Raw genomic sequence first — 20,750 nt, forward strand, 5'->3', positions numbered from 1 at the left:
AAAGGCGGGTTTGCTGTCGTATCAAAACCTTATCGGGAAACGAAATGCACACTCCAGATCACCTACATCAATAGGGGAGTATCTTTAATCCTTTATATACTTGGGGAAAGTAGGTGTTTTGCAGTATTGAGAATACAACTAAAATATTTGCATCCCTGATTTGAAGCGCATCTATTTATATTTTCTGCCCAATCCTAAATTTCAACTGTGCAGTCCCTTGTTGACCCTTCGTTGATTTTTGGCTTTGGTCTTTATTTCGGCCATTGAGTAGTATTTCCAGACCCTTGGAATTGCATTATGCTGGCTAGTTGAATTTCATTTGTTCAAGTTTCTATATCAAAAAAAATTGTTTGCGGTGATCGACTCCATGTTTCATAAGTTAAATTTATCCAAGTTCTCATTTTTGGTTACCGGGGGTGCCGGTTTTATCGGTTCCAATTTGGTCGAATACCTTGTGGAGCACGATGCAGGCCATATCAGGATTTTGGACAACCTGAGTACCGGATCCCTCGCCAACATCAAACCCTTTTTGGATCTTCCCAACGTGGAATTCATACAGGCAGATATCCGCGATTTGGGCGCCTGTCGGAAGGCGGTTGACAAGATGGATTTTATTTCCCATCAGGCCGCTTTGGGTTCGGTTCCCCGGTCCATAGTGGATCCCATTGGAAGCAATGAGGTAAACATTACCGGCTTTTTGAACATGCTGGTAGCGGCGAAGGATTCTCCGGAACTTAAGCGATTCGTCTATGCCGCATCCTCCAGCACTTATGGGGACAGTCCCTTCCTGCCCAAGGTGGAAGGGCAGGAGGGGAAGCCCATTTCCCCCTATGCCGTCACCAAGGCGGTCAACGAGCTGTATGCAGCTGTATTCAGCAGCTCCTATCAGTTCCATACCATTGGCTTGCGTTACTTCAACGTTTTCGGACCCAGACAGAGTCCCACCAATGCCTATGCGGCGGTGATTCCTGTATTTTGCAAGCATTTCCTGGAGGGGACCGCGCCCACGATCAATGGGGACGGGGAAACTTCCCGGGATTTCACCTATGTGGAAAATGCCGTACAGGCCAATATCCGCGCCCTGCTCTTCGATACCGAGGAGCCATCCAAAGCCTTGAGCCAGCACGCCGTATTCAATGTCGCCTGCGGAGCGCAAATCAGCCTCAATCAAGTCATCAAGAGCCTTCAAAAAATATCAGGAAGGGACATAGAAGCCTTGTACCAACCGGAACGTGCCGGTGACATCAAACACAGTTTCGCCTCCATCGCCAAGGCAACAGCAGCCCTGGATTATGATCCCCTGATCAAGTTCAGTGAGGGCCTGAAGATGACTTATGCAAGTATTGAGAGAAATTTTGGGGTGAATGCTTAGTGAAATATTGATTGTTTTATTCCGCAGTTATATGAATTTCAGGAATGGAAAGCATGTGTATGTTTGCTTTTCATTTAATAAATAAGGTTATTTATATAGAGATCTGGGTTGATATTAGTAATAATTTAAAAATAGTAAAAAGTATTTAATGACATCAATTAAGGTTTTTATAAATTCTTTTGTATTTCAGTAGTTTTTAGATGAAATTTCTATTAAAAAAATTCCTGCCCGATTTTGTTTATTTTTATAAGCATTTAAGATATCGCATGATATTTTTATTGCTTACCAGTATTTTTGTGGGATTATTGGATGGTCTGGGATTAACGATGTTCTTACCACTTTTGGAATTGGTGGCGGATGAAAATGCCACTGCTTCTTCAGAAAAGTTAGGTCAGCTATCATTTTTATTGGATGGATTGGAGTACATTGGTTTTCAACTCACACTGACCGTAGTATTACTTACAATGTTTGGGTTTTTTGTATTCAAAGGGATTGCAACTTTTTTTGAGCGCTATGTTCGAGTGGTTTATCAGCAGTATTTTATTGCCAAAATCCGAATGGAAATTATACGAGCATTGGCGAATTACAATTACAATGCTTTTGTTAGTGCGGACGCTGGGGCTATTCAAAATACGATGAGTGGTGAGGTAGAGCGCGTGATGCAATCATTTAGAACCTATAGTACAATACTTCAGCAGTTTGTCATGATTTTAGCGTATGCCGGTTTGGCTTTTTTGGCGAGTCCAGAGTTTGCTGTATTGATCACAGTCGGGGGAGTGCTCTCTAATTTTCTATTTGGCGCACTTTACCGAAAAACAAAGATTCTTTCATCAGAATTGGTTGTTCGAAACAATACCTTTCAAGGCTATATTATTCAAGTTGTCGCTTTTTTTAAATATTTAAAAGCGACATCGACCATTCAAAAGTATATTCTCTTTTTAGAAAAGAAGGTATTGGATATTGAAGAGACAAACCGGAAAATGGGTGTGCTCAACAGTATTATGATGGGATTGCGTGAACCGATGATGATAGGAGTAGTAGTGGGTGTGATTTTAATTCAGATCAATGTACTGGGAGGAGGATTGGGAACCATCATTTTAAGTTTACTTTTTTTTTATAGGGCCTTGACATCATTAACCGCACTGCAAACTTCTTATAATCAGTTCTTGGGATTTTCAGGTTCCCTTGTAAATATGTCAAATTTCGTAGATGATCTGAAAGCTCATCCCACCGTTACTGGTAAAACTCCCTACAAGGGTTTTAAAAATGAAATTTCCTTACGGCACATAAGTTTTGGGTACTCAGAAAATAGGCCTGTCCTGAAGGATATCAATTTCAAAATCGAAAAGAATCAGTCGGTTGCATTTGTTGGAGAAAGTGGTTCTGGAAAAACTACACTTTTGAATATCGTTACCGGCTTAATTACTCCCACTTCAGGCGAATGCTGGATAGATGATATAAAAGTTAGTGATTTGAACATCCAAAGTTTTCAGAAACGAATTGGCTATATTACCCAAGATCCTGTGGTTTTTGACGATTCCGTCTTCAATAATGTCACTATTTGGGAAGAGAAAACTAAAGAAAACCTTGCTCGATTTCAGGAAGCCTTGCGCAAAGCACATATTGATGAATTTGTAAGCGGGTTGGAAGGCAAAGAAGATTCTCGGCTGGGGAATAATGGTATTAGCCTGAGTGGTGGGCAGAAACAACGCATCTCCATTGCGAGGGAATTGTACAAAGAAGTCGATTTTTTATTTATGGATGAAGCTACGTCTGCCTTAGACTCTGAAACGGAACGGAGCATTCAACAATGTATTGACGAATTAAAAGGAAAGTACACCCTTATCACGATTGCCCATCGCTTGACGACCATCAAAAATGCCGATCAGATCATTGTCCTGGATAAAGGGGAAATGGTCAGTATGGGGACTTTTGAGGAGTTGATCGAGAGTTCGGAAAAATTTAAAAATTCAGTAGCCTTACAAAATCTTTGATATGTTGAATAATAAATCGATTCTAATCACCGGAGGAACAGGTTCACTGGGAAAAGCACTTACTGCCCATATTTTGAAGAAATATCCAGAGGTGAAAAAAGTGGTGATTTTCTCCCGGGATGAACAAAAGCAGTTTCAGATGGCTCAGGACTATCCAAATGAACCAAGACTAAGGTTTTTTATCGGGGATGTCAGAGACAGGGAAAGATTGGTGAGGGCTTTCAGGGGAATTGATTATGTTATTCACGCAGCAGCTATGAAACATGTGCATATCGCTGAGTACAATCCTGACGAATGTGTCAAGACTAATATTGACGGTGCAAGAAATGTCATCCATGCCAGTCTTGAAACGAGTGTACAAAGCGTTGTCGCCTTGTCAACAGACAAAGCCTGTGCTCCAATCAATCTCTACGGAGCCACCAAATTGGCTTCCGACAAACTTTTTGTGGCGGCAAATAATATCACGGGCTGGAATCCCATCAAGTTTTCGGTGGTGCGGTATGGCAACGTCATGGGGTCCAACGGATCTGTGATTCCCTTTTTTCTTAAAAAACGGAGTGGGGGAGTGCTGCCGATCACCAATCCCCATATGACGCGATTCAATATATCTTTGACTGGCGGAGTCGATATGGTGATGCATGCGCTGGAACATTCTTGGGGCGGAGAGATTTTTGTCCCAAAAATCCCCTCTTATAAAATCAGCGATGTGGCCGAAGCCGTGGGGCCTGAATGTACCCAACAAGTGGTCGGTATCCGTCCGGGGGAAAAAATCCATGAAGAAATGATCACGGAGTCAGATTCTTTCTACACCTGGAATCTGGGTAAATATTATACGATTCTTCCTTCTACCCATAAATGGAAATTGGAGGAGTTTGTCGCCAATTTCAAGGCGACGAAAGTTTCCGAAGGCTTTAAATACAATTCGGGTGAAAATACCGAATGGGAAACCGTGGAGTCCCTGAGAAGTTTGATTAGAGAACATGTTGACTTAACTTTCGAAGCATAAATGAGACATTCCATTCCCTACGGCAAACAACAGATCACCGAAGAAGACATTCAGGCGGTGGTGGATACCCTAAAGTCTGATTACCTAACGCAGGGTCCCAAGATTGCCGAATTTGAGGCGGCTTTTGCCAAATACGTCGGCGCCAAATACGCGGTCGCAGTGGCCAATGGAACTGCAGCCCTGCACCTCAATTGCCTGGCATTGGGTGTCAAAACAGGTGATAAAGTCATTACCACGCCGATCACTTTTGCGGCTTCCGCCAACTGTATCCGCTATTGCGGTGGAGAGGTAGTGTTTGCTGATATAGATCCAGCTACATATTTATTGGATATGCATTCAGTAAGAACACTATTGGAAGCCGCCCCCAAAGGAACCTACAGAGGGATTATTCCTGTGGATTTTGCGGGTAGAGCGGTTGATTTAGAAGCCTTCCGAAAATTGGCAGATGAATTCGGCTGTTGGATCATCCAGGATTCCTGTCATTCTCCCGGTGGTTATTTTATGGATAGTGAAGACCAGAAGCAAAATTGTGGCAATGGGAATTTTGCTGATTTGGCCATTTTTTCGTTCCATCCAGTGAAGCATATCGCTGCGGGGGAAGGGGGGATGATCACGACCAACGATATAGCCCTGTATAAAAAATTATTGAAGTTAAGAACCCACGGAATTACCAAAGAAGAATCCAGCTATGAAAATTCCATAGAATTTGCTGGAGGGGAAACTTCCTATCCTGCCTGGTATATGGAAATGCAGGAATTGGGATTTAACTACCGCCTGACGGATTTTCAGGCTGCCTTGGGCTTGAGCCAATTGGCTCGAGCGGACAAAGGATTGGAAAGAAGACGTGAAATCGCCAAAACATACTTCAATGCCTTTGAAGGAAAAGACTTTATCAAAGGTCAATCAGGAATAGTAGAAGGCCACGCCTATCATTTGTATGTGATAGAAGTGAATGATAGATTAGGCCTTTACAATCATTTGCGTGAAAATAAGATTTTCGCCCAGATTCATTATATCCCCACCCATTTGATGCCTTATTACCGTCAGTTTGGATGGAAAGAAGGCGATCTGCCAAATGCTGAGGAATATTATCGAAACTGCATCAGCTTGCCGATGTTTCCTATGCTGACCGAAGTGGAACAGGAGTATGTGATTCAAACCATTAAAGCTTATTACCATGGCTAATCTCTGTATCATTCCCGCCCGGGGAGGAAGCAAACGTATTCCCAGAAAAAATATCAAGGATTTTTTGGGTAAGCCAATTATTGCCTATAGTATAGAAGCAGCTTTGGAATCAGGTGTTTTTTCAAAGGTGATCGTGTCAACGGATGACCCGGAAATTGCAGAAGTGGCAAAGAAATACGGTGCAGAAGTCCCATTTATGCGATCAGTCCAAAATTCAGATGACTATGCAACCACTGCTGATGTACTGGAGGAAGTGTTGAATAATTTCATTGGATTAAATACCATTTTCAGTGCTGCCTGTTGTATTTATCCGACAGCCCCATTTACAAATTCTCAAATCCTTCAAAAAGGTTTCCAAAAACTTATTGAATGTGATGCAGATTCTGTTCTTCCAATGGTGGCATTTGAGTACCCAGTATGGAGGGGATTGAGGAAAAACAGGAATAATAAAGCAGAAATGATTTGGAAAGAACATCTCAATACCCGTTCTCAGGATTTGGAACCAGTTTATCATGATGCAGGTCAATGGTATTGGTTTGATGTGGATAAGTTTTTAAAAACTAGTAAGGTTTTTACTGAAAATACGATTGGGATTGAGCTCTCGTCCTTACAGGTACAAGACATAGATAATGAACAGGATTGGCATATTGCAGAACTAAAATATGGTTACTTACAAAGCCTTAAGTAGGCAAGTTTTTTCAATGGGTAAATTCACCCTTGTTCCACTCCGCTATGGTGACCGTTATGATATCATGAAGTGGCGAAACAAGCAGATTTACCATCTCCGTCAAAACAAACTCTTATCAGAAAAGGAACAAGACAATTATTTTAAGGAGGTGGTTTCAAAACTTTTTGTGCAGGTACAACCCAATCAGATTTTGTTTTCCTATTTAGAAGGGGATACTTGCATAGGCTATGGGGGATTGGTGCATATCAATTGGGTAGATCGAAATGCTGAATTGTCCTTTATTATGGATACTTCTTTGGAAGAAAAACACTTTGAATTCCACTGGATAAATTTTATAAAGCTGATTGAAAAGGTTGCTTTTGAGGACTTAGACCTTCATAAAATTTTCACTTATGCTTTTGATTTGAGACCAAAGCTCTATGTAGCACTTGAAAAAGCGAATTTTAAAGATGAGGCAAGATTGGGAGAGCATTGCTTGTTTGAAGGCCGTTATATTGATGTTCTGATTCATTCGAAAACAAACAAAATTATTTTTTTGAGAGATGTATCAACGGATGACCTAGATTTAACTTTTCAATGGGCAAATAATCCTGATACGCGAAAACACTCCATCAATAAAGATTATATAAGCAAGGAACGTCATGATTTTTGGTTTGAAAGCAAATTGACAGATGTTCAATGTATTTATCAAATCTTGATGGAAGGAAATACTGCTGTTGGTTCAATTCGAGTTGATTTAAAAGATGGGGACGGAATTATTAGCTATTTGATTGATCCTAATCAATATCAAAAGGGTTTGGGGAAGAAAATTGTAGAACTTATATTGGATTACATTAAACTTAATTTCCCTAAAGTCAAAAAATTAATTGGATTCGTTGATCATGAAAATATTGCTTCCAAAAAGATTTTTGAAAAGCTAGGATTTCAATTGATCAATAAACAGCATCCACTTTTAGAATTTCAAAAAGAATTAATTTATAAATGAAAATAGGAAACTACAGTATAGACCAGAAATCTCCCGTTTTTATTATAGCGGAACTTTCGGCCAACCACAATGGAAGTCTTGAGACAGCTATTGAAACGATAAAAGCGGCAAAACGAGCCGGAGCTGATTGTATTAAATTACAAACCTATACGGCCGACACCATCACAATAGATTGTAATAAGGAGGATTTCCTGATCAAAGGCACTATTTGGGAAGGGAAAAATCTTTATCAACTTTACCAAGAAGCGCATACCCCATGGGATTGGCATCAAGCATTATTTGATATGGCCAGAGAGGTAGGATTAATTTGCTTCAGTTCCCCTTTTGATAAAACAGCGGTGGATTTTCTAGAAAGTCTTCATACACCTGCGTATAAAATTGCTTCTTTTGAAATTACTGATATTCCTTTGATAGAGTATGTTGCATCCAAGGGGAAACCCGTGATCATTTCTACCGGCATAGCGACAAGTGAAGACATTGAACTTGCCTTGGATGCTTGCCATCGGATGGGTAATCTGGATATAGCGCTTCTTAAATGTACTTCTAGTTATCCCGCTCCTATTGAGGAAGCGAATATTTGTATGATAAAGGATATGGCTGATCGTTATAATGTGATCACTGGATTATCCGACCATACCATGGGGAGTACTGCACCAGTAGTAGCGACTTGTTTTGGGGCAAAAATTATCGAAAAACATTTTATTCTTGATAGATCTATAGGAGGCCCTGATGCTTCTTTTTCGATGAACGAATCAGAGTTTTCCGAAATGGTGAAAGCCGTAAGGGAGACAGAAAAAGCAATAGGCGTTGTGGATTACAAATTGACTGATAAGCAGAGAAAGGGAAGGGACTTTTCAAGGTCATTGTATGTCGTAGAAGATATCAAAGCAGGAGAGTTGATTACAGAAAAGAATGTAAGGAGTATCAGACCTGGGTTTGGAATGCATCCCAAGGATCTTTCCCAGTGTCTCAATAAAGTGGCCTCTCAAGATGCGAGTAAAGGCGATCGATTTCATTTCGGGATCATCCAATAAATGAATTCTCAATTGCTTATCGCGATTCGTCATTCTAAAAAAAGAATGATACCTGCTATTTCCAGTCAAGGAAATAAGCAACCCTATCGTGAGGTATTGATGAAATGGCTAAGGGTGATTTCTCCTTTGTTGGAAGTTCCCGTTTCAATAGATAAATCGTATCAATTTTACTTGGATGCGTATCCCAAACCAAATTCCAAGTCATTTGCTGTGGTAAGTGAGTTGAGTCAAGGAGATCGTAAACTTGGGGATATATGGACAAAGCGTCCGACGCTCAGTTTTTTTTCCAAACTTCACCGCCTTCTCTGGCACCTGTCTGCTGTACTACCGGTACTCATCTATATTTTCTACAAAGGAAAAAAGTTTGGATTGGTCGAACTGCAGGTGATCGTTGGGTATAGCTTGTACAAAAACTTTCTTAAGAAACATCAATCTTTAATTCCGATTATCATCAGCGATATTACGCCTACGGCACACATGCTATGGGCAGCTACGAGTTCTTTAAACAGGGATGTTTTTTGGTGGCAGGATGATTACCACCACATGGATGGATTTTCAAGCGAAAATTACCTACCGCATCCTTGTACGCTTGCGGCTGTTCTAAACCAGGGAGGTTTGGATACTGTCCTTAAGAAAAACAGGTTCGCCAGGATCTATGTCAGGCCTCAAACCGAAGTCCTGCCATTTAAGTCTACTCCCTTTATCCCGCGGGTAGGAATCGCGACCAACGCTTTTTTTGAAGCGAATACAGAACAAATTAGAATCCTCATTAAAATTCAGGAATCTCTGGGAGCAGATTTGTTCAAAATCCGATTGCATCCCAATTCCAAACTAACGTCAAAATCCTTTCCGGAAGATTTGATTGTCGTAGCCGCTGCTGATGAGACAATAGAAGAGTTTTCAAATAGCATTGATATAGCAATCGTGGGGAACTCCGCGGTTCAACTTAAATTATTGTGTGCGGGGTTACCAGTGGTTCATTTAGCGGGTTTGGATCAGCATGGTTTCGATGTTTATGGATACTGTCAGAAAGGATTTTGTTATGGCTTAGATAGTATAGAAGCTTTGAATTCGGAAATCATATTGCAATTCTATAATTCGACGGGTATAGCGGAGAGACTTTATAACTATGTAAATGTTCGAAACCGAAATGATTTATTTCTACTGGACAAATTTGAAAGCGTTAATTAAATAAATGGATGAAAAGTTTGATTAAGTACATCGTAACTTTAAGAAATTATATTGTTTTCAAAAAGCATGATTTTTTTTCAAAATATAATAATTCTAATTTTCCCATAGATTCAGGTGCTGACTTTCTGGTATCCATTGCTTCTTACCCCAAGCGGAGTCACTTGCTTCCCGCCGTTTTTGAAGCCCTAAGGAACCAGACCGTGCTGCCGAAAAAATGGATATTGGTTTTGTCTGAAGAAGAATGGCCTGGGCTAAAGCTTCCATTATATTTGAATAATTTAGAGAAAAAGGGAATTGAAATCATTTGGGTTCAAAATAACACATTTGCTGTCAAAAAATTAATCCCAGTGGTTGAGAAATATCCGGAATTAGGAGTTGTTACGTTAGATGATGATATTATCTATCATTCAAATCTCTTAAGTGAATTAATTAAAGGAAGTCTCATTTATCCATCTGCTATAGTAGGCTTTGTGGGAAAAACCATGATTCGAAAGGGAAATGTATTAAATATGATGTTTCGAGAGAAAGGGATGGCAGACACCAATACCCCCTTCAAACAGGTTTACTTAATTGGCTGGGGAGGGATCTATTACCCGTCTAACTCATTAGAATCTAAAGCATTTGATATAAAGTCAATTACAAAAATAGTACCAGGAAGAGGTTCAGATCTTTGGTTTTGGGCAGCTGCGATTGCAAAAAACACCCAGCAAGTTTGCTTGGGTATGCCCACCAATTTTAATCTTGGTATTCCGATACCCCAAAATATAATTACATCTCCAAAGGATACTCCTGGTAAAAATATAATGGAAGATCGATTTCAAAAGACTATTGATTATTTTGGGATAAGAGAAAAATTACTAAAGGAGCTTCCTGATCAGTGCTGAAAGCAATATATGTTTTTTCTGTAATTTTTCCGTATCAAACATTTGCTCTGCGAAGCTTAAATGACCTATAAGAATCTTATAAAGAATCAAATTTTGCTATCCCTTATATCTCCCGCATTGGCGATATATACGGTATTTAATTGTAAGGATGAGCGTTTTATTGTCTTTTCTGGCACCTTATTTTTCGGTTTCTTGGGAAGTGTATTTATTTATGCTCCTGGGACAGATGGCTATTCTCACCTTCAATCTGTTAAGTTGCATTATTTGGATATGTCTTTGGACGATTTTTTTGTTAAAACCTATGAAATCCTTACTTTTCAATCTACAGAGGTAAGTACCGATATGTACAAACATGTACTGGCTTTTTTGGCAGGAAGTGTGTTTGGGATACCAGAATTGCTTCATGTGTTCAGTGGATTAATATTGGGTTATTTTTTCACGAAATCTGTTCTTTTAGTGATTGAAAACAAATCGAGGTCTAAAGAGGGTGCCTTGTTACTTGGATTTATCGCTCTTTTTCTAATTGTCAGAAGTATTTCTGCTTTGAACTCTGTGCGGATGTGGACGGGCATGTGGGTTTTTTTTTACGGGAGCTATGGATATATAGTTACCAAAAACAAAAGATTTCTATTGATTGTCTTTTTATCCACAGTAATTCATTTTTCCTATTTTCTGTATATCATTCCGGTTGTTTTTGCCTATTTTTTAAGATCAAGAAAAATTCTAATTTCCTTTATTTACATTCTTTCATTTTCAGCAAATATTTCCTTCATGTCTGTTTCTGGTCTTATTCCAGATTTAGAACTGTTAAATAACAAACAAAAATACACGAATATTGATCCTGATAACATAGAGGAATCAGAAGATGATCTGACTACGTCAAAAGGAAATTTTTATAAGAAATACGGACCTGCGATATATAATAATTATAGTATGGTATTGCTTTCTTTTCTGCTAATTATTTTCCTAAATAATAAAAATTCTGATGATAATTTAATATTTTTGATTTCAGCAGGTCTTTTGTTATTGGCATTGTCTAATTATATCGGCTTCAACCCAGCAGCTTCTGGTAGGGGAAAAACAATTGGTGCAACATTTCTAGTTGCTGGAGCGTTGAATGTGCTGATTAATTATCAGGATTATAATTTAGTAGGCTTTCAAAATCGAATGGTCAAACTGGCTCTATGGATTTTCCTTATTTCCGCCATCCCTTATTTTCTTTTTAATATCGCCTATGCATTTGGTACTATCAGTTTCAATATTTTTGGAGCTCCCTTTGTTTCATGGATGGCCGGAGAGGACGATCTTTCTATAAGAGATTTTTTAATGTTGATATTTTAATTATTAAGGCACATTATTTAAGATTTTATATACTTTTAATATTTATAAATGAATATAGCTTTCTTTATTGAGCAACACTTTGATCCTTTTGCTGGAGGGGTTCAGCAGTCTACTTCGAAACTGGTAAAAATATTTAATTACAAAAGGCACAAAACCATCGTTATTTCCTGCTCCACCCCATGTGACATTTCTATTTATGATGGATCTAATGTATTCCATATAGGACTAAATTCAATTCGCTTTCAAGAAATACTTTATTCTGAAGAAATTGATTTAGTAATTAATCAAGCAGGTTATTCCTTTCCATTATCAAAATTTCTTATTCAGAATTTAACCGTAGGTGTTAAACTAATTAACACATTAAGAATCAATCCTCTAAATTTTTACCAAAATCATAAATTTATTATTAAAAATTTTCTTGAAAAAAAGAGGTTACTTGCTTTTAACATTTCTCTCACACAAAAAGGAGTTTTATTGTATCATGTTTTGAAGCAAAGATTTGAGCTGAGTTATATTATAAAAAATGTAGATGCTTTCGTAATGCTTTCCGATAGGTTCAAGCCTGAATTGTATCAATTGGTACCTGGAGTAAAAAAGTATGATAAAAAGATATTTGGAATCAATAATCCATTTCAGAAGCCTGAATTGGCTTTTGAAACCATAGAAAAAGAAAATGTGATCTTATTTGTAGGTCGTTTAGAAATAAGTCAGAAACGAGTTGATTTGTTGCTCGAGATTTGGATGAAGTTACATAAAGAATTGCCTAACTGGCAATTTTGGGTAGTTGGACATGGTGCTCAGGAAAAAATGATGAAAAATTTCTGTCAGGAGCATGGTTTAATTAATGTTAAATTTTTCGGGAAATGTAAGCCAGATAACTACTACCTTCAAGCAAAAATATTGCATATGACCTCCTCGTTTGAAGGGTTTGGTAATGTTTTAGTAGAAGCACAGTGTTATGGATGTGTTCCCATTTTATTTAATTCATATTCTGCTGCTTCGGATATTATAAATCATGATGAAGATGGTGTTTTAATTAAATCCTTTGATATTCAAGATTATGTTGATGCCACATTACGGCTTTCTAATAATAACGTTGAATTAAAAAGGCTATCTGAGAATGCATATCAAAATGCTGATAGGTTTGCTTTTTATAATATTTATAAAAAATGGGACAATGTATTTAGTTCCTTATAATTATTAATTAGATTAGCTTCAATGATTTTTAATTTTTTATATTTACTTATCTAAATATTTTTTAAATATATTTGATTTAGTAAACCCTTGTATTACAGTAATTATAAGTGATAAATTATAGAATTTAAATGTTTTTTACGAATCCAACACACTTTATTAAATCTATTTTAACTAATTATGGAGGATGGGAAACCAATCGGAAAATTGTTGTTATTGAAAGTGATGACTGGGGAAGTATTCGTATGCCCTCAAGGGAAATTTATGAAAAAGCTCTAACTTGTGGATATAGAGTTGATTTAAATGAATATGAGAAGTATGATACGCTTTTGACTGGAACAGACTTAAATAAATTATTTGAAGTTTTAAGTTCTGTTAAAGATAGCAAAGGCAAACCAGCAATTTTGACTGCTAATTGCGTAATTGCAAATCCAGATTTCAAGAGAATTGAAGATAATAAATTTAGAGACTATTATTCTGAATCTATCATTGAAACCTTTAAAAAATACAATGATTGTCTTAAATCTTTCGAATTATGGAAGGTTGGGATGGATATGGATTATATTCAGTTTCAATTTCATGCAAGAGAACATGTAAATGTCAGTCTTTTTATGAATGCGCTTCAAAGAAATGATAAAGATGTTTTGTGGGGATTTAAACATAATATGCCAGGAATGATTAAAAATGGTGGAGATAAAAGAGAACCAAATTATTATGTAGCAGCTACTAGGTTCATCGATATTCAAGATATGGAACAAAAAATGAATATTTATTTTGAGGGACTCAATACTTTTCAAGATATATTTGGCTTTAAATCAAGTACCATTATTCCTACTAATTATCTTTGGAATACTGAGTACGATCCTAAATTGGTTTCTGCAGGCGTTAAGGGTATTCAAGGTTTAAAAGTATTAACTAATCCTTTAACTCCTAATATAATAAAGAGGAGAATTTTTGGAGCTAGGAAATATATGAAGTTTGTAGATCTGATTCGAAACAATCAATTAGAACTTTCCTTAGTTCATAATAAAAAAATAGAAGTTAATAATTGTTTTAATAAAATTAAATATGCTTTTTTAATGAAGAAGCCTGCAATTATTAGTATGCATAGAATTAATTTTGCTGGTGGTATTTTTGAAGAAAACAGAATTGAAAATTTAGATTATTTTCATTATTTGCTAACTAAAATCGTAAAGCAATGGCCAGATGTAGAATTTGTATCTAGTGATAAATTAGTTGTAGATATTTTGAAACCATGATTGCTATACAAAACAGTATATCAGGCTTTCATCCTCAATGGATAGCCTATTGTGAAGTGAATAATATTCCTTTTAAACTAGTCAATTGCTACGCTAATGATTTGATTGATAATTTAAAAGGTTGTAATAGTTTAATGTGGCATTTCCATCATGGAAGTCATAAAGACAATTTAATTGCAAAGCAAATCTTGTTTGCTTTAGAACATACAGGATTCAAAGTCTTTCCTGATTTTCGTTCGGCTTGGCATTTTGATGATAAAGTAGCCCAAAAATACATGTTTGAAAGCATTAATGCGCCCATTGTTCCTTCTTATGTGTTTTTTGACAAGAAGGTAGCCTTGGATTGGGTGAAGGAAACTACTTTTCCCAAGGTATTTAAACTTCGTGGTGGAGCGGGTTCACTAAATGTCCAACTTGTTCAAAATGAAAAAGATGCTAAACAAATAATTCAAAAAGCCTTTGGCAATGGATTTTCCAAATATGATGCTTGGGAAAGTCTTAAAGAAAGATGGAGAAAAAATCGTATGGGAAAAATTCCTTTTTGGGAAGTTATTAAGGGGTTGATAAGATTATTTCGTGCGCCTAAATACTCGCGATTAGCATCGAAAGAGGTTGGTTACGTTTATTTTCAAGATTTTATTGCTGATCAAGACTCAGATACAAGAATAATTGTGATTGGTCATAAGGCTTTTGCATTAAAACGTAAAGTTAGAGAGGGTGACTTTAGAGCTTCTGGAAGTTCTGAATTTATCTATACTGATATAAATTTAGAAGCAATTAAAATTGCTTTTAATGTAGCGGATACATTAAAACTTCAATGTGTGGGCTTTGATTTTATATTTAATAACGGTCAGCCCCTTATAGTTGAAATTAGTTATGCCTTTGGAATAGAAGGTTCAAGTAAATGTCCAGGGTATTGGGACAATAAATTGAACTGGTATGAGGGTATAATTAACAAGGAAGATTTTATGGTTGAATTATTGTTAAAATAGTTACTTTTTAATAATCTTTTTTTATCACTTTAGGTTATTTTTTTATTCTTATCTGTTTATGATTATTTTTGAATTCATTAACTTTAAATATTTATTATTATCTTTTTAATTTACCAGTACTAATCTGTAGGTTATCTGTAAATAAACAGTTGACACTCCCCTTAAATTCTTTTTTATTTTAATTTTTGTTAACACTACATACAATAATAGCATTTAATCGGAAATTTTGTTTTTATATGTCAAATGTAGCTTGTAATAATATATAATATTTATATTCTTAAATCTCTGAAATACCAATGCGAATCTTATAAACCTGAGATTTAAAGAGTTTTAGAATTTAGTATTATTAGATAATATTTAGGCTAAGTTTTATAATTTAATTTTATTAACCTATAGTAATGATTGAATCAAAAAAAGATTATTTATATTATTTGAAATGTGACAGAATTGCTCTTGGAAAAAAAAAATTTACTTTAATGGAATATTTTATGGAGCTTTGTAATAGAAATCATATATGGCGTTTTCAAAGGCTACTGCGTAAATGCGAATATTACAAAAATGTGGTGAGTAAAAAATCTATATTTGGATCCATGCTTTATTTTATATATAAAGTTAAGTTTAAAAACCTCTCTTTAAAATTGAATTTTTCCATACCGGAGAATGTATTTGGACCAGGTTTAGCTATTATGCATTATGGTACTATTGTTGTCAATCCTAGATCAAGTATTGGTTCAAATTGTCGAATTCACGTTTGTACCAATATAGGGGAATCAGGAGGAGTGGAAGGCGCTCCAATAATTGGTAATAATGTATACATTGGCCCAGGAGCTAAAATATATGGGGCCATTAGTATTGCTGATAATTCTGTAATTGCTGCCAATGCAGCAGTTAATAAAACAGTAAAGGAAGAAGGAATGTTAATTGGTGGAATTCCTGCTAAAGTGCTAAAGAGTATTGATGTTAAGAGGATGATAAAGCATATATAATATTGTCTTGTTAATTCTGATTGTTTTTTCTATTAATTCAAATATTTACCTTTTTATTAGTTAAATCAATTTTTTTGTTTTTCCGCGGATTTCATTATATATAATTATTTCATTTTTATAATTAGCATATTAAGTTTATGCTGTAGTATATGTTTTTAAACTTTAGTCGATTCAATCATATTTATAATTTAAACAATAGGTAAACATAAATTTGATTATTATTAATTCTTAAACGAAGGAAATTAGTGGTTAATATAAAAAATATAGCAAAACATCTCAAAAAAAATATTTCAAATGTACCTGGGTGGCGAACTAATCGAAAAATTGCTGTAATTGAAAGTGACGATTGGGGAAGTATTAGGATGTCATCTCGTAGTGCTTATCATAAATTGCTCAAGGATGGCATTCCAGTAGATGAAAGTCACTATACAAAATTTGATGCCCTTGAAAGTAATCAAGATCTTGAAAATCTTTTTGCTGTATTAAGTAGGTTTAAGGACAAAACTGATAGATCTCCTGTTTTTACAGGAGTTCAAATAGTTGCTAACCCTAATTTTGATAAAATAAAAGAAAGTGGGTTCACCCAATATTTTTATGAACCATTTAATGAAACTTTAAATAGATATGACTCTCATGATCGCGTGTTAGGATTATATCAACAGGGAATTAAAAATAGGTTGATGGTTCCTGTATTCCATGGTAGAGAGCATCTAAATGTCCAAAGATGGATGAGGGCTTTAAAGTCGGGGAATCAGTCAATTCTAAATGCCTTTGATCATCAGGTAACAGGGATTAGCAAAGGTATCAATTCAATAAAATTACCCGATGTACAGGCTGCTTTTGATTTAGATGTGAAGGATGATATTGTATATATGGAAAGTGTTCTGAAAGAAGGATTAGAATTGTTTGAACTGCTTTTTGGTTATTCTTCCAAGTATTTTGTTCCTACCAATGGGCCTTTTAATAATGAGCTTGAAGTTGTTCTTAAGCGATATGGAATCCAATATATCAATACTGCAAAGAAACAAATAGAGCCATTAGGTGATGGGCAGTATAAAACCAATATCCGCTTCCTTGGACAGAAGAATGGCTTAGGCCAAAGGTACATTACTCGAAACTGTTTTTTTGAACCTTCAAGCATGGAATATGGACCAAACAAAGATTGGGTTAATGATTGCTTAGGAGATATTGAGATTGCTTTCCGTTGGAATAAACCGGCAGTTATCAGTTCGCACAGAGTGAATTACATTGGTTTTTTGGATCCCAAAAATAGGGAAAGAGGTTTGGGCCAGCTCGACCTATTATTGAAAAAAATGTTATTGCGTTGGCCTGATATAGAATTTATGACCTCTGTTGAATTGGGGGATTTGATCAGCGCATCCAAATAGATTATGGTTACAAAAAAAAATAAGGTATTGTTTATTATCCCTACTCTTAATCCCGGAGGAATAGAAACCTACCTTTTAAGATTTTTAAGTTTTATCAAACAAGATGCCTTACTTGATCCTTATGTATTGGTAAGGAATATGGAAAGGGGGGATTTGTTTGAAAATTATGTTGCCTTGGGAGTGCCCATTTATTTTCAACCATTAGGTTATATTAATCCTAAAAGTTTTAAGTGGTATTACAAGCTATTTATAAAAGAACAATTTGATACGGTCTGTGATTTCAATGCCAACTTTGCAGGCATTCCTATGTGGCTTGCTAAACAAGCTGAAATAAATAATCGAATCGCTTTTTACCGACAGGGAAAGGATCATTTTAAAGTCACATTCTTAAGAAATTTATACAACAGCTTGGTTAAGAACTTAGTATTTACTTCTAGCACACAAATTTTGTCCAATTCAAAAGCATCTTTGAATTTTTTTTTTCCGAGTTGGCAAAAAAACGAACGATTCAAAGTCATTTACAATGGTATGAACGTGGATGACTTTCACTTTCATGCGAAAAATTCAAGCATTAGAGCTGAGCTTGGTATTTCTTTAGAGGCTTTTGTGATTTGTCACTCTGGAAGACTAGATCCAGCTAAAAATCACAAGACATTGTTGAAAGTGGCAAAAGAATTAATCGAAAGAGATAAAAGTATTTACTTTATTTTCTGTGGCCTAAATACGGAAAAACTTCAAGATGAAGTGGATTCTATGGGGATTAAGGGAAACGCAAAATTACTGGGTTTCAGAAAGGATGTAGCTGACATATTAAGCACAAGTAATTTGTTTTATTTTCCATCACTTACCGAAGGACAACCCAACGCCTTGATTGAAGCAATGCTATGTGGGCTTCCTTTTGTTGCTTCCAATATTCCGCCAATAGTTGAGATTATGCCTGAAACCCAAAAACCTTATCTGATTGATCCTCTAGATGTTGAAAAATCAGTAAACCTAATCCTGGGAGCTCGAGCAAAAACGGATCGTGTACTGACAGAAATTACGAAAAATTGGGCTAGAGAATATTTTTCTCAGGAGTTGAGATTCAAGGAGTTTTATAATTGTTTGATAAACTGAATATGAAAATTTTATTTGTTCACGACGGTCCTATTTCAGGAAACAGGGACCAAACCGTTTTTTTATGACGTACACTATTATGATGAGATTATCGATCGGTATTCTTATTTTGGATCAACGGTGTCATTTTTAAATCAATAATGCTATCAAATTGGCGAATTGATTTTGATACATTCAAATAGATAATTCCTCGTAGATATTTATAAATTAGATTAAATGATTAGTAATAAATTTAAACAATTAAATTTTAGACGATTTTTAAGGATAGGTTTAATAAAAACTATGTTCTTAAATTTTAAAACTTTGCCATTTAAACAAGCCATTTTATTTCCGATAATAGTTAGCAGATATGTATCTTTTTACTCTTTAACAGGGAAAATAAGTTTAAAAACAATACCAAAAACAGGGATGATAACAATTGGTTTTAGTGGGGATGATACCATCTTTGCTAGTAAAAAATCATTTTTGAAATTAGATGGAGAAATAATTTTTAGAGGTAAAGTAAATATTGGTGTCGGATGTATCTTAAGAGTTGATAAGAAAGCAATTTTAGATATTGGTAATAATCTTACAACAGGGCATAGCGTAAAAATAATTTGCTCTAATTATATTAAAATAGGAAACACCGTAAGGATAGCTTGGGAATCACAAGTTATAGATTCTAATTTTCATTATATAAGAAATGTTGAAAATGGAAAAATAAACGATAGGGTAGGTAAAATTACAATCGGTGATTTTGTTTGGATAGGAAATAGGAGCACTATTCAAAAGGGAACTATTATTAGAGATAATACTATATTAACATCAAATAGTGTGTGCAATACAGATTTTTCTACTGTGGATAAATATAGTCTTATTGGAGGAATACCTGCTAAATTCATTAAATCTGGTTTTCAACGGATATTTGATATTAAAGAGGAAATTGAAATTTCAAAGAAAATAAATAATTCAAGAGTTTAAAAATATTTAACATAATGAAAAAAGTTCTTTTTGTTCATGACGGACCGTTAAGAATTGATAATGATAATAATTATTATGGTGTTCAGGCGGGTGATGCACAAAGACAAAGATATCTAAGTTTAGGAGATAGTATTACTTATATTATGAGATTAAAAGTAATATCTGATTCAGAGATAAATAAATATAGTTTGATAAAAAATGAAAACTTTTCATTTATTGAAATTCCTAATTTTTTATCAATATTAAAATTATCTTATAAAAGAAATGCAATTAAAATCATAAAAGATGGAGTAGATAATCATGATATTATTGTTGCAAGGCTTCCAAGCGCTGCAGGTGCGATAGCTGTTGCATACGCTAAAAGCATAAACAAGCCCATATTAATAGAATTGGTGGCTTGTGTGTATGACGCACTTTGGAATTATGATTGGAGAGGAAAATTATTAGCCAATTATAAATTAAAAAAATACCAAGCTATTTTAAAAGATGCATCCCATGTTATTTATGTGACCACTGAATTTTTACAAAAAAGATACCCAACCAAAGGCAAATCCATTGGTTGTTCAGACGTTGTATTAAAAGACATTGACACTACTGTTTTAAAGAAACGATTGCTTAAAATCGAAAATATACAAGAACCACTTGTTTTGGGAACTGTGGCCGCAATAGATGTTCCGTATAAAGGGCAGGCAGATGTGATTAATGTGATAGCTAAAAGCAATAAGAAAACGCTTATCTATAAAATAGTAGGGCAAGGAAATTCCAATAAATTGCAAAATTTAGTAGACCAAAACCAACTCCAAAGCGAAGTGCAAATTTTAGGTTCATTATCCCATGATCAAGTTTTTGGGTTCATTGATGATATAGATTTATACATTCAACCAAGTAAACAAGAAGGCTTACCCAGAGCAGTGATTGAAGCTATGAGTAGAGCATGTCCTGTTGTGGGATCAAATATTGCAGGGATTCCTGAGTTAATTAATGAGGCTGCATTATTTGAAGCTGGGAATTTGGATGATATCAAAAATGTATTAACACAGATTGACAAAAATATTTTGAGCCAATGGGCAGTGGAGAATTTTAAAAAAGCGGTAGAATTCAAACGTGAAACATTAGATGGGAAAAGAAAGCAATTTTACGAACAGTTTAAACACGATTTCAATTTATAAGTAGTA

The 20,750-nt window shown here is 35.4% G+C and carries 18 protein-coding genes; all 18 read left to right on the forward strand.

The genetic code is table 11. The features are described 5' to 3' along the window. The first annotated feature begins 367 nt into the window (after positions 1 to 367). Positions 368 to 1,372, forward strand: a complete 1,005-nt coding sequence (locus tag Q7J63_RS03435; protein ID WP_304883978.1) for an NAD-dependent epimerase/dehydratase family protein — start codon at positions 368 to 370, stop codon at positions 1,370 to 1,372. A 200-nt stretch (positions 1,373 to 1,572) separates the two neighbouring features. After that, the gene (locus tag Q7J63_RS03440) at positions 1,573 to 3,366 is read left to right on the forward strand and encodes an ABC transporter ATP-binding protein (RefSeq protein WP_304883979.1); all 1,794 of its coding nucleotides are present in this window, start codon (positions 1,573 to 1,575) and stop codon (positions 3,364 to 3,366) included. A gap of 1 nt (position 3,367) precedes the next feature. Continuing rightward, positions 3,368 to 4,372, forward strand: a complete 1,005-nt coding sequence (gene pseB / locus Q7J63_RS03445; protein WP_304883980.1) for a UDP-N-acetylglucosamine 4,6-dehydratase (inverting) — start codon at positions 3,368 to 3,370, stop codon at positions 4,370 to 4,372. After that, the gene (gene pseC, locus Q7J63_RS03450; protein ID WP_304883981.1) at positions 4,373 to 5,557 is read left to right on the forward strand and encodes a UDP-4-amino-4,6-dideoxy-N-acetyl-beta-L-altrosamine transaminase; all 1,185 of its coding nucleotides are present in this window, start codon (positions 4,373 to 4,375) and stop codon (positions 5,555 to 5,557) included. Continuing rightward, on the forward strand, positions 5,550 to 6,245 hold the full coding sequence (pseF, locus tag Q7J63_RS03455; protein WP_304883982.1) for a pseudaminic acid cytidylyltransferase: 696 nt from the start codon (positions 5,550 to 5,552) through the stop codon (positions 6,243 to 6,245). Before pseC ends, pseF begins: the two co-directional genes overlap by 8 nt. Next, positions 6,220 to 7,230: a GNAT family N-acetyltransferase gene (locus tag Q7J63_RS03460; protein ID WP_304883983.1), complete on the forward strand. Its 1,011-nt coding sequence runs from the start codon at positions 6,220 to 6,222 to the stop codon at positions 7,228 to 7,230. Before pseF ends, Q7J63_RS03460 begins: the two co-directional genes overlap by 26 nt. Then, positions 7,227 to 8,264 (forward strand): pseudaminic acid synthase, encoded by a 1,038-nt coding sequence (pseI, locus tag Q7J63_RS03465; protein ID WP_304883984.1) that lies wholly within the window; start codon positions 7,227 to 7,229, stop codon positions 8,262 to 8,264. Before Q7J63_RS03460 ends, pseI begins: the two co-directional genes overlap by 4 nt. A 45-nt stretch (positions 8,265 to 8,309) precedes the next feature. After that, a complete protein-coding gene (locus Q7J63_RS03470; protein WP_304883985.1) occupies positions 8,310 to 9,455 on the forward strand; it encodes a hypothetical protein in 1,146 nt (381 codons plus the stop codon). Between the two features lie 8 nt (positions 9,456 to 9,463). Continuing rightward, on the forward strand, positions 9,464 to 10,339 hold the full coding sequence (locus Q7J63_RS03475) for a hypothetical protein (RefSeq protein ID WP_304883986.1): 876 nt from the start codon (positions 9,464 to 9,466) through the stop codon (positions 10,337 to 10,339). Between the two features lie 60 nt (positions 10,340 to 10,399). Further along, positions 10,400 to 11,680 (forward strand): hypothetical protein, encoded by a 1,281-nt coding sequence (locus tag Q7J63_RS03480; RefSeq protein ID WP_304883987.1) that lies wholly within the window; start codon positions 10,400 to 10,402, stop codon positions 11,678 to 11,680. Between the two features lie 48 nt (positions 11,681 to 11,728). Continuing rightward, complete coding sequence (locus Q7J63_RS03485; protein WP_304883988.1) at positions 11,729 to 12,877, forward strand: glycosyltransferase; 1,149 nt, start codon at positions 11,729 to 11,731, stop codon at positions 12,875 to 12,877. Between the two features lie 128 nt (positions 12,878 to 13,005). Then, entirely contained in the window at positions 13,006 to 14,133 is a 1,128-nt protein-coding gene (locus Q7J63_RS03490; RefSeq protein ID WP_304883989.1) for a hypothetical protein, read from the forward strand. Continuing rightward, a complete protein-coding gene (locus Q7J63_RS03495; protein ID WP_304883990.1) occupies positions 14,130 to 15,125 on the forward strand; it encodes a RimK family alpha-L-glutamate ligase in 996 nt (331 codons plus the stop codon). Before Q7J63_RS03490 ends, Q7J63_RS03495 begins: the two co-directional genes overlap by 4 nt. A gap of 398 nt (positions 15,126 to 15,523) precedes the next feature. Next, positions 15,524 to 16,111: a serine O-acetyltransferase gene (locus Q7J63_RS03500; RefSeq protein WP_304883991.1), complete on the forward strand. Its 588-nt coding sequence runs from the start codon at positions 15,524 to 15,526 to the stop codon at positions 16,109 to 16,111. Positions 16,112 to 16,356: 245 nt separating this feature from the next. Continuing rightward, the gene (locus Q7J63_RS03505; RefSeq protein ID WP_304883992.1) at positions 16,357 to 17,499 is read left to right on the forward strand and encodes a hypothetical protein; all 1,143 of its coding nucleotides are present in this window, start codon (positions 16,357 to 16,359) and stop codon (positions 17,497 to 17,499) included. Positions 17,500 to 17,502: 3 nt separating this feature from the next. After that, positions 17,503 to 18,615, forward strand: a complete 1,113-nt coding sequence (locus Q7J63_RS03510; protein ID WP_304883993.1) for a glycosyltransferase — start codon at positions 17,503 to 17,505, stop codon at positions 18,613 to 18,615. A 216-nt stretch (positions 18,616 to 18,831) separates the two neighbouring features. After that, complete coding sequence (locus Q7J63_RS03515) at positions 18,832 to 19,575, forward strand: hypothetical protein (protein WP_304883994.1); 744 nt, start codon at positions 18,832 to 18,834, stop codon at positions 19,573 to 19,575. A 14-nt stretch (positions 19,576 to 19,589) separates the two neighbouring features. Further along, positions 19,590 to 20,744 (forward strand): glycosyltransferase family 4 protein, encoded by a 1,155-nt coding sequence (locus tag Q7J63_RS03520; RefSeq protein ID WP_304883995.1) that lies wholly within the window; start codon positions 19,590 to 19,592, stop codon positions 20,742 to 20,744. The last annotated feature ends 6 nt before the right edge of the window (positions 20,745 to 20,750 follow it).

The sequence above is a fragment of the Rhodonellum sp. genome, from assembly GCF_030656585.1.
Taxonomy (GTDB): domain Bacteria; phylum Bacteroidota; class Bacteroidia; order Cytophagales; family Cyclobacteriaceae; genus Rhodonellum; species Rhodonellum psychrophilum.

Coding starts and splice junctions, on each gene's coding strand:
- Q7J63_RS03435 (WP_304883978.1), top strand. CDS start 368: ATGTTTCATAAGTTAAATTTATCCAAGTTCTCATTTTTGGTTACCGGG.
- Q7J63_RS03440 (WP_304883979.1), top strand. CDS start 1,573: ATGAAATTTCTATTAAAAAAATTCCTGCCCGATTTTGTTTATTTTTAT.
- pseB (WP_304883980.1), top strand. CDS start 3,368: ATGTTGAATAATAAATCGATTCTAATCACCGGAGGAACAGGTTCACTG.
- pseC (WP_304883981.1), top strand. CDS start 4,373: ATGAGACATTCCATTCCCTACGGCAAACAACAGATCACCGAAGAAGAC.
- pseF (WP_304883982.1), top strand. CDS start 5,550: ATGGCTAATCTCTGTATCATTCCCGCCCGGGGAGGAAGCAAACGTATT.
- Q7J63_RS03460 (WP_304883983.1), top strand. CDS start 6,220: ATGGTTACTTACAAAGCCTTAAGTAGGCAAGTTTTTTCAATGGGTAAA.
- pseI (WP_304883984.1), top strand. CDS start 7,227: ATGAAAATAGGAAACTACAGTATAGACCAGAAATCTCCCGTTTTTATT.
- Q7J63_RS03470 (WP_304883985.1), top strand. CDS start 8,310: ATGATACCTGCTATTTCCAGTCAAGGAAATAAGCAACCCTATCGTGAG.
- Q7J63_RS03475 (WP_304883986.1), top strand. CDS start 9,464: ATGAAAAGTTTGATTAAGTACATCGTAACTTTAAGAAATTATATTGTT.
- Q7J63_RS03480 (WP_304883987.1), top strand. CDS start 10,400: ATGACCTATAAGAATCTTATAAAGAATCAAATTTTGCTATCCCTTATA.
- Q7J63_RS03485 (WP_304883988.1), top strand. CDS start 11,729: ATGAATATAGCTTTCTTTATTGAGCAACACTTTGATCCTTTTGCTGGA.
- Q7J63_RS03490 (WP_304883989.1), top strand. CDS start 13,006: ATGTTTTTTACGAATCCAACACACTTTATTAAATCTATTTTAACTAAT.
- Q7J63_RS03495 (WP_304883990.1), top strand. CDS start 14,130: ATGATTGCTATACAAAACAGTATATCAGGCTTTCATCCTCAATGGATA.
- Q7J63_RS03500 (WP_304883991.1), top strand. CDS start 15,524: ATGATTGAATCAAAAAAAGATTATTTATATTATTTGAAATGTGACAGA.
- Q7J63_RS03510 (WP_304883993.1), top strand. CDS start 17,503: ATGGTTACAAAAAAAAATAAGGTATTGTTTATTATCCCTACTCTTAAT.
- Q7J63_RS03515 (WP_304883994.1), top strand. CDS start 18,832: ATGATTAGTAATAAATTTAAACAATTAAATTTTAGACGATTTTTAAGG.
- Q7J63_RS03520 (WP_304883995.1), top strand. CDS start 19,590: ATGAAAAAAGTTCTTTTTGTTCATGACGGACCGTTAAGAATTGATAAT.